The organism is Streptomyces sp. NPDC059355, from assembly GCF_042752335.1.
Taxonomy (GTDB): Bacteria; Actinomycetota; Actinomycetes; order Streptomycetales; family Streptomycetaceae; genus Streptomyces.
This window is the reverse complement of record NZ_JBHYXN010000002.1, coordinates 192767-207475: the sequence shown is the minus strand read 5'-3', so window position 1 is coordinate 207475 and position 14709 is coordinate 192767. Positions and strand designations below refer to the sequence as shown.

The 14709-nt window shown below is 71.1% G+C and carries 15 protein-coding genes, 1 tRNA gene and 1 pseudogene; 6 read left to right on the top strand and 11 right to left on the bottom strand.

Annotation, left to right across the window (positions count from 1 at the left end; genetic code table 11):
• Positions 1-57: 57 nt before the first annotated feature.
• The gene (locus tag ACFXGI_RS03030; protein ID WP_384702367.1) at positions 58-408 is read right to left on the bottom strand and encodes a PRC-barrel domain-containing protein; all 351 of its coding nucleotides are present in this window, start codon (positions 406-408) and stop codon (positions 58-60) included.
• Between the two features lie 495 nt (positions 409-903).
• On the opposite strand from ACFXGI_RS03030, the gene ACFXGI_RS03025 reads away from it, so the two are divergent.
• Both ACFXGI_RS03025 and ACFXGI_RS03020 read left to right on the top strand, forming a co-directional pair.
• Entirely contained in the window at positions 904-2685 is a 1782-nt protein-coding gene (locus tag ACFXGI_RS03025) for an N-acetylglutaminylglutamine amidotransferase (RefSeq protein ID WP_384702364.1), read from the top strand.
• Between the two features lie 40 nt (positions 2686-2725).
• The gene (locus ACFXGI_RS03020) at positions 2726-4780 is read left to right on the top strand and encodes a S9 family peptidase (protein WP_384702361.1); all 2055 of its coding nucleotides are present in this window, start codon (positions 2726-2728) and stop codon (positions 4778-4780) included.
• Positions 4781-4854: 74 nt separating this feature from the next.
• On the opposite strand, the gene ACFXGI_RS03015 is transcribed toward ACFXGI_RS03020, so the two are convergent.
• Positions 4855-5223: a PRC-barrel domain-containing protein gene (locus ACFXGI_RS03015; RefSeq protein ID WP_384702358.1), complete on the bottom strand. Its 369-nt coding sequence runs from the start codon at positions 5221-5223 to the stop codon at positions 4855-4857.
• Positions 5224-5460: 237 nt separating this feature from the next.
• Between ACFXGI_RS03015 and ACFXGI_RS03010 the strand changes: the two are divergent.
• Positions 5461-6123, top strand: a pseudogene (locus tag ACFXGI_RS03010) (PP2C family protein-serine/threonine phosphatase); the annotation flags it as partial.
• A gap of 251 nt (positions 6124-6374) precedes the next feature.
• On the top strand, positions 6375-6605 hold the full coding sequence (locus ACFXGI_RS03005; protein ID WP_384702356.1) for a DUF5133 domain-containing protein: 231 nt from the start codon (positions 6375-6377) through the stop codon (positions 6603-6605).
• A gap of 79 nt (positions 6606-6684) precedes the next feature.
• On the opposite strand, the gene ACFXGI_RS03000 is transcribed toward ACFXGI_RS03005, so the two are convergent.
• A complete protein-coding gene (locus ACFXGI_RS03000) occupies positions 6685-7134 on the bottom strand; it encodes an SRPBCC family protein (RefSeq protein ID WP_384702353.1) in 450 nt (149 codons plus the stop codon).
• Between the two features lie 264 nt (positions 7135-7398).
• Positions 7399-7800, bottom strand: coding sequence for a hypothetical protein (locus tag ACFXGI_RS02995; protein WP_384702350.1), 402 nt, complete (start codon positions 7798-7800; stop codon positions 7399-7401).
• 404 nt (positions 7801-8204) lie between these two features.
• Between ACFXGI_RS02995 and ACFXGI_RS02990 the strand changes: the two genes are divergently transcribed.
• The gene (locus tag ACFXGI_RS02990) at positions 8205-9938 is read left to right on the top strand and encodes a WG repeat-containing protein (protein ID WP_384702347.1); all 1734 of its coding nucleotides are present in this window, start codon (positions 8205-8207) and stop codon (positions 9936-9938) included.
• A 55-nt stretch (positions 9939-9993) separates the two neighbouring features.
• On the opposite strand, the gene ACFXGI_RS02985 is transcribed toward ACFXGI_RS02990, so the two are convergent.
• From ACFXGI_RS02985 to ACFXGI_RS02975, 3 genes are all read right to left on the bottom strand, one after another.
• On the bottom strand, positions 9994-10494 hold the full coding sequence (locus ACFXGI_RS02985) for a 2'-5' RNA ligase family protein (RefSeq protein ID WP_384702344.1): 501 nt from the start codon (positions 10492-10494) through the stop codon (positions 9994-9996).
• 207 nt (positions 10495-10701) lie between these two features.
• Positions 10702-11157, bottom strand: coding sequence for an RpiB/LacA/LacB family sugar-phosphate isomerase (locus ACFXGI_RS02980; protein WP_384702342.1), 456 nt, complete (start codon positions 11155-11157; stop codon positions 10702-10704).
• Between the two features lie 78 nt (positions 11158-11235).
• Positions 11236-11310: transfer RNA gene (locus ACFXGI_RS02975), tRNA-Trp, on the bottom strand.
• Between the two features lie 426 nt (positions 11311-11736).
• Here ACFXGI_RS02975 and ACFXGI_RS02970 point away from each other — a divergent pair.
• Complete coding sequence (locus ACFXGI_RS02970; protein WP_384702340.1) at positions 11737-12351, top strand: hypothetical protein; 615 nt, start codon at positions 11737-11739, stop codon at positions 12349-12351.
• A 44-nt stretch (positions 12352-12395) separates the two neighbouring features.
• On the opposite strand, the gene ACFXGI_RS02965 is transcribed toward ACFXGI_RS02970, so the two are convergent.
• The 4 genes from ACFXGI_RS02965 to ACFXGI_RS02950 form a co-directional block, all read right to left on the bottom strand.
• Positions 12396-12821 (bottom strand): hypothetical protein, encoded by a 426-nt coding sequence (locus ACFXGI_RS02965; protein WP_384702337.1) that lies wholly within the window; start codon positions 12819-12821, stop codon positions 12396-12398.
• Positions 12822-12832: 11 nt separating this feature from the next.
• Entirely contained in the window at positions 12833-13294 is a 462-nt protein-coding gene (locus tag ACFXGI_RS02960; protein WP_384702335.1) for a MarR family winged helix-turn-helix transcriptional regulator, read from the bottom strand.
• A 281-nt stretch (positions 13295-13575) separates the two neighbouring features.
• Complete coding sequence (locus tag ACFXGI_RS02955) at positions 13576-13947, bottom strand: amphi-Trp domain-containing protein (RefSeq protein ID WP_384702332.1); 372 nt, start codon at positions 13945-13947, stop codon at positions 13576-13578.
• A gap of 249 nt (positions 13948-14196) precedes the next feature.
• On the bottom strand, positions 14197-14670 hold the full coding sequence (locus tag ACFXGI_RS02950; protein WP_384702329.1) for a DUF2000 family protein: 474 nt from the start codon (positions 14668-14670) through the stop codon (positions 14197-14199).
• Between the last annotated feature and the right edge of the window lie 39 nt (positions 14671-14709).

Here is a 14709-nt window from a genome sequence, read left to right as displayed (position 1 = left end):
CAGGCCGTGGGCCGGGCGGAGCTCGCCCGGGTGGCCGCGAGCCGTCGGCGGCCGGGGTCAGCTGTGGTCGCTGCCGTAGTACTGGCCGAGCCGGCCGCGGTAATCGGCATCGCCGCGGTGCTCGTCCCTGTCGTATGCGGGGGAGTCCTTGATCTGGTCCTTGGTGAGGTTGACGTGGATCTTCTCGTCGTTCACGTCGACGCGGACGATGGTGCCGGCGGGGATCAGGACGTGCTTGCCGAAGATCCACGGTCCGGTGTCCACGACGACGTACGAGGCGTCGACGTCCTCGGTGTGCTCGTCGACCTTGCCGATATGGCCGTCGCTGGCTTCGACCTTGAATCCGATGAGGCGGGTGCCCGGCGTGTAGTTCGACTCGGGGTTGTAGCTCCACATGGCTGCACTCACAGGATGCTCCACTTCTCTGCTGGGACGGACCGGACGGGAAATGAGCACGTCATCCCTGCCCGCTAGGGCAGCCGTGTGACAGGTGCTACCTCGGGCGCCACGGGGCTGTCACCCCAACGGGCCCTGCGGATGCCGCGCCCGGGCCGACCGGGGGCAGGGACCATGGGGCTCGCCGTGTGTCGGTCGCCGGACGCGGCCCACGCCCGCAGCGAGGGGCGGACGGTAGGCACACGGCTACCCTCCGGGGCGGATGCCGGACTTCCGGAGTCGCGCCCCACGGTGCGGTCCCTGGGGCGGTGCGGAAGAGTGACCGCTTAAGAGGCCCTCGGGTGGGAAGGGGCCTGATATGTCGATCGCCCGTTCGCGCCGGCCTGCCCATCGTCGGCCGAAGGGGCACAGGAGTGCAGCGATGGCGTACGTGACCAGGTGCTCCCCGGTGAGTGAGGCCCCAAGGGGGTGGCGCCCCCGAGGTGCCGTGCAAGCGGGGGGTGCCCCGTGTGCGGCTTGAGCGGGGAGGTGCGTTTCGACGGCAGACGTCCGGACCTCGCCGCGATCGAACGCATGACCGACACATTGGAGCCGCGGGGGCCGGACGGCAGAGGGGCGTGGTCGCAGGGCGCGGTTGCGCTGGGGCATCGGCGCTTGAAGATCATCGATCTTTCCGAGCGCGGCGCCCAGCCCATGACCGACGCACAGCTCGGACTCACCGCGGTCTTCAACGGTTGCATCTACAACTACCGCGAGCTGCGTGACCGCCTGCAAGGGCTCGGTCACCGCTTCTTCTCCCGTTCCGACACCGAGGTGGTCCTCAAGGCGTACGCCGAGTGGGGCCGGGAGTGCGTCGAGTCCCTCATCGGCATGTTCGCTTTCGCCGTGGTCGAGCACCACACCGGCCGTGTCGTGCTGGGCCGCGACCGGTTGGGGATCAAGCCGCTCTACGTCACGCAGGACAGCGACCGGCTGCGCTTCGCTTCCTCCCTGCCCGCCCTGCTGGCGGGCGGAGGCGTCGACACGTCCCTCGACCCGGCGGCGCTGCACCACTACCTGAGCTGGCACGGTACGGTCCCGGCGCCCCGCACCGTACTGGCCGGCGTACGGAAGCTTCCGCCCGCCACCGTCCGCGTCGTGGAGCCGGACGGTGCGTACCGTGACCACCGCTACTGGCAGCCGTCGTACACCCGGCACTCCGAGCTCGGCGAGGACCCGGCGATCTGGCAGGAAGCGGTGCACGACGCGCTGCGCACGGCGGTGCGGCGGCGCACGGTCGCGGACGTCCCCGTGGGCGTGCTCCTGTCGGGCGGGCTGGACTCCAGCCTGATCGTGGCGTTGCTCGCCGAGGAGGGGCAGGAGGGCCTCGCGACCTTCGCGATGGGGTTCGAGGCGGAGAACGGGGAGGACGGCGACGAGTTCCGGTACTCGGACCTGATCGCGCGAGGTTTCTCGACGGACCACCACCAGTTCATGATTCCGTCCGACCGGTTGCCGTCGGCCCTGGAAGCCGCGATCGGCGCCATGAGCGAGCCGATGGTCAGCCATGACGCCGTGGCGTTCCACATGTTGGCGGAACAGGTCTCCAAGGAGGTCAAGGTCGTGCTCTGCGGCCAGGGCGCGGACGAGGTGTTCGCCGGCTACCACTGGTACCCGCAGATCGCCTCGGCGGCCCGGCCGGATGCCGACGGGGCGTACGCGGACGCGTACTTCGACCGGACGCACGCCGATCTCACCGCCATGCTGCACCCCGACTTCACCGCCGGCCACGACGTCTCGACGGAGTTCGTCCGCACGCACATGGCCGTGCCGGGGGCCCTGACCGCGCTCGACGCGACCCTGCGCATGGACGTCCACGCGCTCATGCCGGACGACCCGGTCAAGCGGGTCGACAACATGACGATGGCCTGGGGACTGGAGGCGAGGGTGCCCTTCCTGGACCACGAGCTCGTCGAGCTGGCCGCGGCCTGCCCTCCGCAGTTCAAGCTCGCGCAGGGTGGCAAGGCCGTGCTCAAGGACATCGGACGCAAGATCCTGCCCCCTGAAGTGGTCGACCGCCCGAAGGGCTACTTCCCCGTCCCGGCGGTCCGGCACATGGCCGAACCCGTGCTCGCGCGCGTACGCAGCGCCCTCACGGCCCCGGAAGCACGCCGACGCGGCATCTTCGACCGGAGCCTGGTACACGAGCTGCTCGAGGCACCCAACAGCCATCGCACCAAACGCGGGGCCAACACCCTGTGGCAGGTCGCGTCGTTGGAGATCTGGCTGCAGACGCACGGAATCACATGAGCGGTCGACGCTTGAAGCGGAAGCCCGGGAGAGGCGGCCCATGCCCCTGGAGCACACGAAACCCCTGACGCCCGCGCACGAAACGCCCCGCGGGGCAGCCGGTCCCCCCGTCGCCGGAGGGCCTTCGGCGGACCCGGCACCGGACCGGGCACCGGCATCGGCACCGACCCCGGCACCGACCCCCGCGCCGCTCCCGGTCCGGATGCCCGGCCATCGCGGCGTCGACCCGCCGACCCTCCTGGCCGCCCACGGATGCTGGTACCCGTCGGCCGATCCGACGGGCGAGCACGTGGCGTTCATCTGCGACCGGGCCGGGGTCCCCCAGCTGTGGAGCGGGCCCGCCCGCGGGGTGGAGGTGCACGTGCTGGACGGCGATCCCGACCCGGTGACCGAGGTTTCCTGGTCGCCGGACGGGCGTTGGATCGCCTACACCTCGGCGCCGGGGGGCGGCGAGCACACCCGGGTTCTGGTGGTGCGCCCGGACGGAACCGGACGTCAGGTGCTCGCGGGCGCGGAGCCGGGAAGTGCGGCCCACCTCGGGTGCTGGACGCGCGACGGCACCGCCCTTGCCGTCACGGTCGCACGCCCCCCGGCGAGCGGTGCGCCGGTCGCGGACCTCGGACCGGCCCGGAGCGGAGGGCTGGCGGCCTATCTGGTCGACCCGGACGGAGCCGCCGGGCCCCTGCTGCTGTTCAGCGAGGAGGGAGCCGCGTCCTTGCGCGTGTGCGACATGAGTGCGGACGGCCGTTTCGCGCTCGTCCGCCGCGGTCCGCGCGGCCGACGGGAGGCCCTCGTACTCGACACCGCCTCGGGCCGTGCCACCTTCGCGCTGCACGTCGCCGACGGGGACCCCTGGATCGGCCGGTTCTCCGCCGACGCGCGGACGCTGTGGCTGCGCAGCGACGCGGAACGGGAGTTCGCCGCCCTGCTGAGGGTGTGGCTGGACGAGGACGGCAGGTCCGGTGGCCTGTCCGTCGCCGCGCAACGGGAGGAGTCCGCCCTCGACCTGCTGAGCGTGCCCGACCACGGCCGGTGGGCCGCCCTCGCCTGGAACGCCCACGGCGCGACCGAGTTGGAAAGCGTGGGGCTCGCCCCGGGCCGTACGGACGGCGACATCGGGCCGCGACACCATCCGGTCCTGCCCCACGAGGTGGTGACCCGCATCGCGCCCGTGGAGCGCGGAGGACTGTTCGCGGCCCTGTCGGGATCCCGTCGCAGGCCCGGTATCTGGGAACTGGACGAGGCCCTCGTCCCGGCGCGCACCGGCTGGTCCGCGCGGGACGAGGACGCGGTCCCGCCCGGGCGGCCCCCCGTACGACCGGTACCCCTGCGCTGCGAGGCCCGGGACGGGCTCGTACTCGGGGGCTGGTACTACCGTGCGCCCGGGCAGGACCCGGGTCGGCCGGCCCCCTGTGTGATCCATCTCCACGGCGGACCGGAGGAACAGGAGCGGCCGGTGTTCAATCCGCTCTACCACGAACTCCTCGGCAGGGGACTGGACGTGTTCGCCCCCGACGTCCGCGGCTCGTCCGGCTGGGGCCGGTCCTTCGTGGACGCAGACCTCGGCTCCGGCCGGTTCGCGGCGATCGACGACGTCGCCGACTGCGCCGCACACGTGGTTTCGCTCGGGTACGCCGACCCCTTGAGGCTCGGGGTGATGGGCCGCTCGTACGGCGGCTACCTCACCATGGCCTCCCTCGTGTGGCACCCCGACGTCTTCCGGGCCGGGGTCGCGGTCTGCGGGATGTCGGACTTCGCCACCTTCTTCGCCGGTACGGAGCCGTGGATCGCGCAGTCGGCGGCCGCCAAGTACGGGCATCCCGAACGCGATCGGGAACTGCTCCGAGCCCTGTCCCCGATGAGCCGCATCGATCAGCTGCGCGCCCCGGTGCTGGCCGTCCACGGGGAGCACGACACGAACGTGCCGCCGACGGAGTCGGAGCAGTTCGTCCGCGCGGCACGCGACCGGGGTGTGCCGGCGCGGCAGTTGACGTTGCGCAACGAGGGCCACGAATTCCTGCGCGCGGACAACCGGCGCCTCTACCGGCGGGCTGCCGCGGACTGGCTGGAACGGCATCTCAGACCGGCCCCGTGACCAGGTCCACCCCGATGACCCGGTCCCGGCACCCTCACGGGGTGCCGGGACCGGGTCATCGTGCGCGGAGCGGATCAGAAGGGGCGGCCGCCGAAGGGGGCGCCGGTGCCGTAGTACGTGCCCAGCTCTTCCCGGTATCCGGTGTCGCCGAGGTGCTTGTCGCGGTGGAACTCGGGGGCGTTCTTGATCTGTTCCTTGGTGCGGTCGACGAAGATCTTCCGCTCCTCCGGGTCGATCGTGGTGACCGTCCTCGCCGGCAGCAGGACCTCCTTGCCGAAGATCCATACGCCGGTGTCGACGACCAGGTAGGCGTCACCGACCTCGTCGGAGTGCTTGTCGACCTTGCCGATGCTTCCGTCGGCCGCCTCTACCTTGTAGCCGGTCAGGTCCGTACCGGCCAGGTGGCCCGCGGTCGGCTGGTAACTCCACACATTCTCGGTCACGCGAAAACAACTCCTCCGGTCAACGGCGGACGGCGGGGGAAATGCTCCTCCGCCGAGCCTCCTTGTTCCGTACGTCGTGCTCGGCGGGTGTCCTGCGTTCCGCCTGGGCTTCGCCTGCCCCGCCTTGACGGCTTCACGCACCTGGAAACAAACGCTTCGGCTCTGCTGCGTCTCGGTGGTGTCCAGCCTGTGCACCTGCCGTCTCAGCCGTGCGTCGGCCGCACCCGGCTCCTGCATCTGGACGTACTCCAGGCGTCGCTGTTGCCCGCCACCCTGCCGCCGGTGCCCGGAATGGAGGCGGCCGCCCACTACCGCACCGCATCCCCCGACCGGCTCGGCGGCGACTTCTACGACCTCTTCCCCATCGATGCCCGGCGCTTCGGCTTCTTCCTCGGCGATGTGTGCGGCAAGGGCCCCCAAGCGGCTGCCGTCACCTCACTCACCCGCTACACCCTGCGTGCCGCCGCGCTGCACGACCCCGATCCCGTTTCCGCGCTCACCACCCTCAACCGGGTACTCCACGAGCGGTACACCGGAGGCGATCCGCGCTGCTGCACGGCCGTTTTCGGCTTCCTTGAGCCCGACCCCGCCACCGGTCGGGTGGCCGTCCGCCTCGCCGCGGGCGGCCACCCGCCGGCCCTGGTCCTGCGGGCCGGCGGCACAGCCGACTTCCTGACCGACGGCCTCACCGAAGCCCGTATCGGTCAGGACCGCACCCTCCTGTACGGGGACGAGGCCCTGCGCGATTTCGCCGCCGGCCACGCCGGCGAACCCCCGCGCGCCGTCATCCAAGCCCTGGCCGGCTTGCTGGACGACTTGGGCGACGGCCTCGACGACGACGCCGCACTCCTCGCACTCGGCGTGCCCGCCGCCAACCCCTCAACCGAGAAGCCGGGATGAGCCGGCTGAGGGCAGCCGGCTGACGCCTTGTCAGCCACCGCCGTTCGCGTCGCCGGTCGCCGGTCGCCGGTCGCCGGTCGCCGGTCGGCCGCATCGGCCGCGGGTGTCCCGCGCGCGCGAGGCCGTCTTACCGGCCTTACCCGAGCAGGGGAGTGGTACAAGGCCGGACATCGGTCTCCGACGGGATTGGCCGGCGATCGGCCGGGTAGGCGACGTCCACCTGATCGATTCTCCGGCGAAAGGCAACCACCATGCTGATGGCTCACCCGGCGGTCCTGCCCGGCCTCGTCGACCGCTACTGGGCGCTGTCCGTACTCGACGCCGCGGAAGGCCACTCGCCGGTGCGCAGGGAAATCGAGGCCGTCGAGCGGGCCCTGTGCGTGGCCACCGGCACGACGGACGTGCACGCCGCCCTGATGGCCGCCCGCCACCACCTTCCCGGCACGGGCGCCCTCGACGACTCCGTGCTCGCCCGCAGCTGATCGGTGTGAAGGACCAGAACCCGTGCTCGGCACCGCTACCCGACCGCGCGGCGGCGGGCGCCGGGTCAGGAGATCCGGGTCAGACCTGTCCTCGCCGGCCTCCGGTGGCCGATCCCCGCTCTTCGATCAAGTGCTTGAAGCGCTGCAGGTCGCCCTTGACCTGGCGGTCGACGAAGCCGAACTTGTCGCCGATGTTCTCCGCCATCGCCTCGGGGTCGAAGTCCATCATGAGGGTGACCTGGGTGCGGGAGGGGTCGATGGGCTGGAAAGTGACCAGGCCCGACTGCTCGGTTTCGCCTCCGACACTCACCCAGGCGACCTTGATGTCCGGGATCTGCTCGGTGATCTCGGCGTCGAACTCCCGCTCGACGCCGTCGATCTTCGTCACCCAGTGCGTGAGCGTGTTCGTGCGCTGCTCGATCCTCTCGACTCCGTCCATGAACTCCGGGAAGGTCTCGAACTGTGTCCACTGGTCGTACGCCATGCGGATCGGGACGTTGACCTCGATGGACCCTTTGACGTGCGACACGAGCTGGCTCCTTCGATCGGCTGGGGATGCGGGACCGGGCGGTGTTCGTGTCCATCCGGCATGCGCAAGGGCACCGCATCCGTGCCCCCTCACCACGGCCCTGCCCCGGTTGCCGGGTGGTGATGGCCCGAACGAGCCCACTTCCCGGACCAGGCAGCCCCCAGCGGTCGCGGCCGCGGCCAATCGCTGAACGGGTTGTCAGGTACAGGGTCGGCCCGAGAGGCTGCGCCTTGCCGGCGATCGTGCCGGGTGGGGCCGCCCGGGTCAGCCGGCGAGGGCGACGAGGCGCGGGTAGGCCAGCTGCTCCGCCCGCCTGGCGGTGAGGTGGACGCGGACGCCGGTGAGGAACTCTTTCAGGGCGGTGCAGCTGGCCGCATACGAGGCTTCCTGCCTGCCGACAGCCGCCGGCATCCACCGGATGAGCAGCGGCTCGTCGAGCCGCGCGTCGTCGGGGTCCAGGCCGGCGACCGGCTCGACGACTTCGCTGCCGGCCACGGTTTCGGTCAGGGCGTACTCCAGGTGCAGGAGCTGGTAGAGGCGACCGGTGTGGCCGGTGCGGGTGGTCGGGGAGTCGGCGGACTGGGTGGGACGGGCGGCCGGTCTCTGGCTGCCGGTCGCCGGCGGGGACGCCCGGCTCGTCATGGCCGGGTACCGCAGCTCGCACATCAGGCCCCCCATACGCTGACAAGCCGGACCTATCGCGCTGGTCGCGAGCGGTGGCAATCGGGCGAGAGCCGGAGTCAGGGTGCCGAGCACCGTCAGGCTGGGGTCGGGCTGATCGGCCCCTCTTCTCCCGCGCCTGCCGGCGCAAAGGTCGTGGACGGTATGGGCGGTGCCGTAGCCGTGCCACTTGGGGAAGAGCAGTATGTGACCGCGCCATCGGGTGGCAGGTCATGGGGGAGACGGTCCCACTGGCATCCGGTGCGGGACGGGTGCAGCAGGGCGGCGTACGGCAGCTTCGCTGCCGCCACGGCGCAGGTTGGCGCGGGACCGGGAGTTGATCAGATGATGGGGCCGGACGGAGCCGCTGCCTCCGTCACCCCGTACGACCGGCCTCCGAGGAGAAGCCCGTGACCCCGCCGTACGTCGTCCCCGTGGTGGGTCGCGCCCCGTTCGGGACGAGGTGGGCGCTCGTCACCGCCACCGGTGACCTGGTCCGCCCGCCGGACCTCACTGCCGTGGGCCCGTTCCACGCCCGCGCCGGCGGCGAGGGCGGCATGATCGCGCCCGCGGCGGATGCGTCGGGCCGCTGGGGACACCTGGACGAACGGGGGCACTGGCTCGCCCGGCCCGCGTGGGAGTGGGCGGGCGCCTTCGACCGGTCCGGGCTCTCCCGGTTCCGGTCGGAGGGCCTGTGGGGCTACGCCGACACCACCGGAACGCCCGTCGTGGCGCCCCGGTTCACCGATGCGCAACCCTTCCACCATGGGCTGGCCGCCATCCGTACGGAGGAGGGCGCGGGGTACGCCGACCCCACGGGCCGGATCGTGATCGGCGGCTACCAGGCGGCCGGGCCGTTCGGGCCGTTCGGGCTGGCGGGCGTACGGCTGGCGGACACCGGGCGCTGCGGGTACGTGGACCGCGAGGGGCGGCCGGCCGTCCCGGCCCGGTTCGACGGGGCCAGGCCGTTCGGCGCGGGCGGGGCCGCGCCGGTGCGGATCGGTGAGCGGTGGGGTCTGGTGGACACCGCCGGGGAGTGGATCGTCGAGCCGTCGTTCCGCATGCTGGAGCCGTTCGACGAGAACGGACTGGCGTACGTCATCGGCGGCCGGATCGGCGCCTCGTTCGCGGGCTTCGTCGACTCCCGCGGCGAACTGGTCCTCACCTGCAGCAACGAGATGGACAAGGTGCTGCGTTGCGGCCTGCTGAAGATCGGCGACGGGTACCTGCGCGGGTACGTGGACTCGGCGGGCCGGTCGGCGATCGAGCAGCGCTGGTCGTGGGCCGATACCTTCGCGCCTTGCGGCGCGGCCGTGGCCCGGGACTCCGAGCCGGATCGGTGGGGCGTGCTCCGCACGGACGGCTCGTTCCGCCCGTCGCCGTACCGCGAACCGCTGACGGACGACGACGGCTGGATCCTCGGCTTCGACGACACCACCGGCCTGGCGCCGTTCCTCACGGGCGACGGCGCGGTCGCCCGGGTCGACCGCGACGGCCGCGAAGTGTGCCGGGTCGAGGCCGCCGCCGACGGCGCGACCGTGACCTTGCGGAACGCGGAGGGCCGGACCGTCTGGCTCACGGCGGCGGCGCCCGGTACGTTCCCCCGCGAACGGCCCTTCCTCACCCGCGAAGCCGACTTCTACGTCGACCACACCGACACCTGGAAGGGCGACACGGGCGCCGTGGCGGAGGGCCTGCTGAGCCGCCCGTCACGACCGTTCCGTCCGCACTCATTGATCTTTGACGACGCTGTGGACCCGTACGACCTGTCGCACCTGGACATGGAGGGAGAGGAGGGAGAGGAGGGAGAGGAGGCGGTCGAGGACGAGGAGGATCTGTGCCACGGTGCGATGCACGTCGTCGCGAGCATCTTCCTCACCGCGGAGTCACTGACCGAGTACCCCTTCCTCCATGAGTGGACGACCGACCGGTTCGAGGAGATCTTCGGCATTCTCCGGGCCCGGCTCACCGTCCGCTTCGGCCCTCCACTGCCGGCGGACGAGGCAGTGTTCCTCCGCTACGGCGACGGCGAACGCTCCGTCACCTGGCGGCTCGGAGACCGGCTCCTGGTCCTCCAGGAATTCGGCCTGGTGGGCGACGGGGACGTGGAACTCCAGACCTGGCTGGCCGCACTCGACACCTGATCGGCATCACCGACGGGATCACGCGCCGGCGCCGGTGCGCGGGTCGAAGCCGAGCTCACGGTACGGCCGGCCCGTCTGTGACGCCGAGTGGCGCCGTGAACCGCGACTGCCAGCCTTCCTTCGTCAGGACCACCAGTTGGACCTCCGCCGCGCGGATGCGCAGTGGCAGCAGGCCGTCGATCGCAGTGCGGACATGGGCGGCGGTTGCCGGGTCGTCCGCCCCCATGGCGACCGTGACGTGGGCAGCGGGCTGTGCCCCGAAGCGTCCGCCGTACGGGCGCAACTCGGGCCACTGGGTACGGAACACATCCACGACCGGCTGGAGTCCCGGAACGGTGACGGCGACGAACCCGGGTGCCGTCACGACCTCCTCCAAGACAAGATCAGCTGCCGGGAAACTCGCCGCCAGGGAATGCACGGCCGTCTCGTCCCGCTCCGTCAGCGCCGATTCCGGAACGAACGGGTAGAGGAGCGAGACGTGCGCCGGCACCCCACGACGCACCAGAGCCGGGTCGATACGCCACGCCGCATCGAGGAGCGGGGCGGCATCGGGCAAGACAATGACGACGGCAGTGGTCCCTGGCTCTGGCATGCCGTCATCATCGCAGGCCAGTTCGCTGCGCCACCGAGCCCATTGCACTCCGAGGCGGGTCGCGGGCCGTGAAGTCAGCAGCTCACGGGTTCGGGCACTCCCGCTGACGTGAACGACCGGACCGCGGTGTCGGCGGATGCCATCCCGCCCCGTCGGCATCACTGCCTTCATTCAGGATGTGCTTCCGGTGTGGTCGAGCCGTTCGACGCGCGCCACGTTCTCCCGGTCCTCGGGGTCCGCACTCGCCTCGGCGGCGAACCAGGCGTCGAGGATCTCCTTGAGCAGCGGTTCCGAGGTCAGCCGCAGGCTGAGCGCGAGCACGTTGGCGTCATTCCATCGGCGCGCACCGTCGGCCGTGTAGGCGTCCGTGCACAGGGCCGCGCGTACGCCGGGAACCTTGTTCGCGGCGATCGAGGCGCCCGTACCGGTCCAGCAGCACACGACGGCCTGGTCGGCGCTCCCGGCGGCGACCTCGCGGGCCGCCGCCTCCGAGCAGGCTGCCCACTGCGGATCGTCGCCGGGGCTCAGCGCCCCGTACGTCACCACGTCGTGTCCGCGGTCACGCAGTTGCCCCAGGAGTGCGCGAGCCACGGGTTCGTCCATGTCCGAGGAAACGGAGATCCGCATGCCCCGAGACTAACCGGCGGTGGTACGGACGGTCGCCGGGAGCCGCGGATCGGCCTGGCCGTTTCGGACGGTTGCGGACGGAGCCGACCGGATTTGAACCGGTGTCCTCGCGATTTTGGAGACCGCGCGCGTCGACCTCTGCGCTACGGCTCCGCCCACCCCGGCATCCTAGGCGGCCCCCGACCCCTCTCACCGCGCCTGTCGGCCTGCCGCTTCGGCGGGCGTGTGAACGCGGAGCGTGTCGGCGGCGGGCCATATTCACCTCGGTCTACGGTGGATCCGAGGTCCGGCGCCCCCGTCATTCCGGGCGAGGATCCCAGGCGTGGTCGTCGAGGTCGTCGGGGCAGCCTCCCGTACGCCTTCACCTGCGAGGAGCGGCACATGAACCCGACAACAAGGGCGACCGGCACCATCCGCAACGCCCCACGCCGTACGACCTTGACGGCACATGCGATCTGAGCCGGCACCAGGCCCGGGAAGTGGTCGGCCGTGACCGGAGGGAACCCGTCCGACACGGACCGTACGAGCCCGCGCGAGCCCGGGCCGAGATCTGCTGTCCGCACGGAGAGCCGCTGGCCGATGGCCGCAGCGGTCATCGCTTCTGCGGTGCTCACCCTGCTGCTGCCCGACGACCTGCGTCTTGGACCCCGATGGGCGGTTCCCCTCGCCGAAGCCCTGCTGCTGGTGGTGCTGATCTCGGGAGACCCCGGTCGGATCAGCCGCCGCTCCACTGCCTTGCGCTCGGTGGCGATCGTCCTGGTCGTCGTGCTCGCGGGCAGCGCCATCTGGTCGACCGTCCAGCTGATCGACGATCTCATCCACGGCGGGCACGAGACCAGCTCCGCCAATGCCCTTCTACTGGCCGGCGGCAGCGTCTGGGCCTCGACGGTTCTGGCCTTCTCCCTCCTGTACTTCGAACTCGACAGCGGCGGCCCGGCCGCACGGGCCCACCACATGCCCCCCACTCCGGCGCTCGCGTTTCCCCAACACCTCAGCCCCGAACTGAACGCCGCGCACTGGCGCCCCCACTACATCGACTACCTCTACCTCGGGTTCACCAATTCCACCGCGCTGAGCCCCACCGACGTCATGCCACTCGCCCCCTGGGCCAAGAGCGTCATGACCCTCCAGTCCATCCTCTCCCTCATGATCCTGGGACTCGTCGTCGCCAGGGCCGTGAACGTCCTGGCCTGAGACGGCCCGGCGGCGGGCGCCCCGGCCGCAGGGCGTGGGCAGGCTCACGCGCCGGTTTCCAGGCTGCGCTTGAGGGTGGCGAGCTCGGTGTCGACCAGAGCGACCTGCTCGTCGAAGAAGGCGTCCGTGAAGGCCGGCGGCTGGAAGAAGGTGATCATGAACTCGGATCCGGTGCCGTTGGCCACGACGCGGGCGGGAACCTGCCAGGATGCCTGCTCCTCGACGTAGTCGTGGTCGAGGATGCCGAGTTCGGCGTTGCTGCGGATGCGGAGTTTGGCGGGGCCGTGCGGGGTGGTCATCAACCACCAGTCCGGCTCGTCGGTGGGCTCGATCGCCTTGACGTTGACGATCGCCCAGGTGGGCCAGTTGGCCGCGTCGGCGAGGAAGGCAAAGACTTCGGCGACGGGACGCTCGATGGTGACGGTCTTGGTGACCGTTCGGGCGGTGGCGGGGGAGGGGGCGGTGCTCACGGCGGTGCCCTTCAGGAGGTTGGCGGTGGGACGGGCTGTGGGTCGGCTTCACCCGGCAGGCGGCGGATCCACTCCTCCAGCTGGTGGCGCTGGTCCGGGTCGAGGCCGGCGAAGAAGTGGGCGTCGTTGCGGTCGGCGATCTCGGCCAGTCGTGGGGCGAGGTCGCGGCCGGTGTCGGTGAGTGCCAGCCGCAGGGTGCGGCGGGACGTGGGGTCCGGTTCCCGGGTCATCAGGCCCTTGGCGGCCAGCCGGTCGACCAGGCGGGAGACCGCACCGGCATCGATGTCCAGATACCGGGCCGCTTCCCGGGTGGTGGTCGCGTCGCCGCGGTGAACGGTGATCAGGACCGCCCACTGGGAGACGGTCACCCCGTGCTCGGCGAGCTCTCGTTCGAACCGGCCGTGGACTTCGTCGGAGAGGCGACGGAGCCAGTAGCCGAGATGATCACGCAGGCCGCTGCTGGAAGCTGTCACCCTCCCAGATTGAATGCCGCGACAATTGTTGTCAAGACAACAGTGAATGCTCACTGCGAGTGAGGGGATAGGCCGTGAGGGTGATGGCGGCTGGGCGGTGGCTGTCTCGGGGGACGGCGGGGGTGGCCACGGCGAGCAGGGGTGAGCCGTGGGCGTCGGACGGTCGCCGGGCTCGCGGGCCAGGACTGTGGCCAGGACGGCCGGGTCAATGCTCGGCGGCTTCTCCGGTGGCGGCGTTCCTGCTCCCGCCCGGCAAAGCACTGTTGCTCATGGGCCCGGGGTCACGGCGTTTTCGTGGCGGATCGCTTGGTGGTCTTGCTCCTGCTGGTGCCCGTGCTGTTCCGGTCGGGTTTGGCGCCGGCCACGCTCTTGCGCCTCGGGGTCTTCTCCGTGCTTGCGACCGCGTGAGGTGGAGTTGTCCGCCGCGGTGCGGTCGGCCACTTGAACTCGATCTCCAGCTCGATCTGCCCGTCGCCTACCTCGATCTCGATCTCGCTGCGAAGGTCGTCGGGGATCCGCAGGTTCAGCGTGCCGGAGACGAGTTCCAGTTCGGCATCCCCGCCCTCTCTCATCATGGCTGCGAGTGCCGTGAGCAGGTCAGCCGCTTCAAAACGCGACAGCGAGCGCTTCTGTTCAAGCTTGAGGTCCGTCATGCTCATTTCCAATCCGCATTGGATGGCGCATCACGTCCATTTTGAGGCCACGTGCGGGATCGGACATCCTCGCGCTCCTGCGGCGCGGTGGGCCCCAGGGCCGTCCCGCAGGGCGGCTTGCCCAGGGCTCCCGCGTGTGGGGCTGGGCTTCATGCCAGGACGCCGTACGCCGAGCCTGCGGCGGGATCCGGCTCCGCTGTCGGGACCCGCCGTCGTCACTCGCCACTGCCGTGATCCGTAGCGCGCCACTCACCTGTGCATACGGGCGCCTTTGAGGACCTTGTCCACGGAGTTGCGTGGTCCGTGGACTGCGATCCCGACCAGGTCGAGCTGGTCCTTGCCCACGGCCGCCACTGCTGCCCGGTTCGCGCGGTCGTGGCCCGTGCTGAAGAGGTCCGAGGTGAACACCGCGGTCGGCAGTCCGCGCCGCACTGCGCGTTCGTGCGCGGCCGTCACCGCTTCCTTCCCGCCCTCGAAGACCAGAACGGGCTGGCGGAACATCGGCAGGTAGGGGGTGCCATCGGCGTCCTCGTACGGCTCGCCGACCACCTCGGGGAGGGCCGTTCCGAGCCCGCTGACGAGGAACGCGGTGACGTTCAGCCGCTGCCACGTCTCCAGATCGTCGCGCAGCAGCACCGCGATCTTGGTGTCGAAGCGCACGGGCACCTCCGCGCCGCCCGCTTCGACCTGCTCGTTGTTCTCGTTGTTCGTCTCGTCGTCCATAGCCCTGAGACTGCCGGGCGCGGCCTCGCGCGGTCTTGT

What these genes read in the sequence shown, in the direction of transcription:
- ACFXGI_RS03020 (WP_384702361.1), top strand. Translation starts at nt 2,726, where the DNA reads ATGCCCCTGGAGCACACGAAACCCCTGACGCCCGCGCACGAAACGCCC.
- ACFXGI_RS03005 (WP_384702356.1), top strand. Translation starts at nt 6,375, where the DNA reads ATGCTGATGGCTCACCCGGCGGTCCTGCCCGGCCTCGTCGACCGCTAC.
- ACFXGI_RS02995 (WP_384702350.1), bottom strand. Translation starts at nt 7,800, where the DNA reads ATGTGCGAGCTGCGGTACCCGGCCATGACGAGCCGGGCGTCCCCGCCG.
- ACFXGI_RS02980 (WP_384702342.1), bottom strand. Translation starts at nt 11,157, where the DNA reads ATGCGGATCTCCGTTTCCTCGGACATGGACGAACCCGTGGCTCGCGCA.
- ACFXGI_RS02970 (WP_384702340.1), top strand. Translation starts at nt 11,737, where the DNA reads ATGGCCGCAGCGGTCATCGCTTCTGCGGTGCTCACCCTGCTGCTGCCC.
- ACFXGI_RS02955 (WP_384702332.1), bottom strand. Translation starts at nt 13,947, where the DNA reads ATGACGGACCTCAAGCTTGAACAGAAGCGCTCGCTGTCGCGTTTTGAA.
- ACFXGI_RS02950 (WP_384702329.1), bottom strand. Translation starts at nt 14,670, where the DNA reads ATGGACGACGAGACGAACAACGAGAACAACGAGCAGGTCGAAGCGGGC.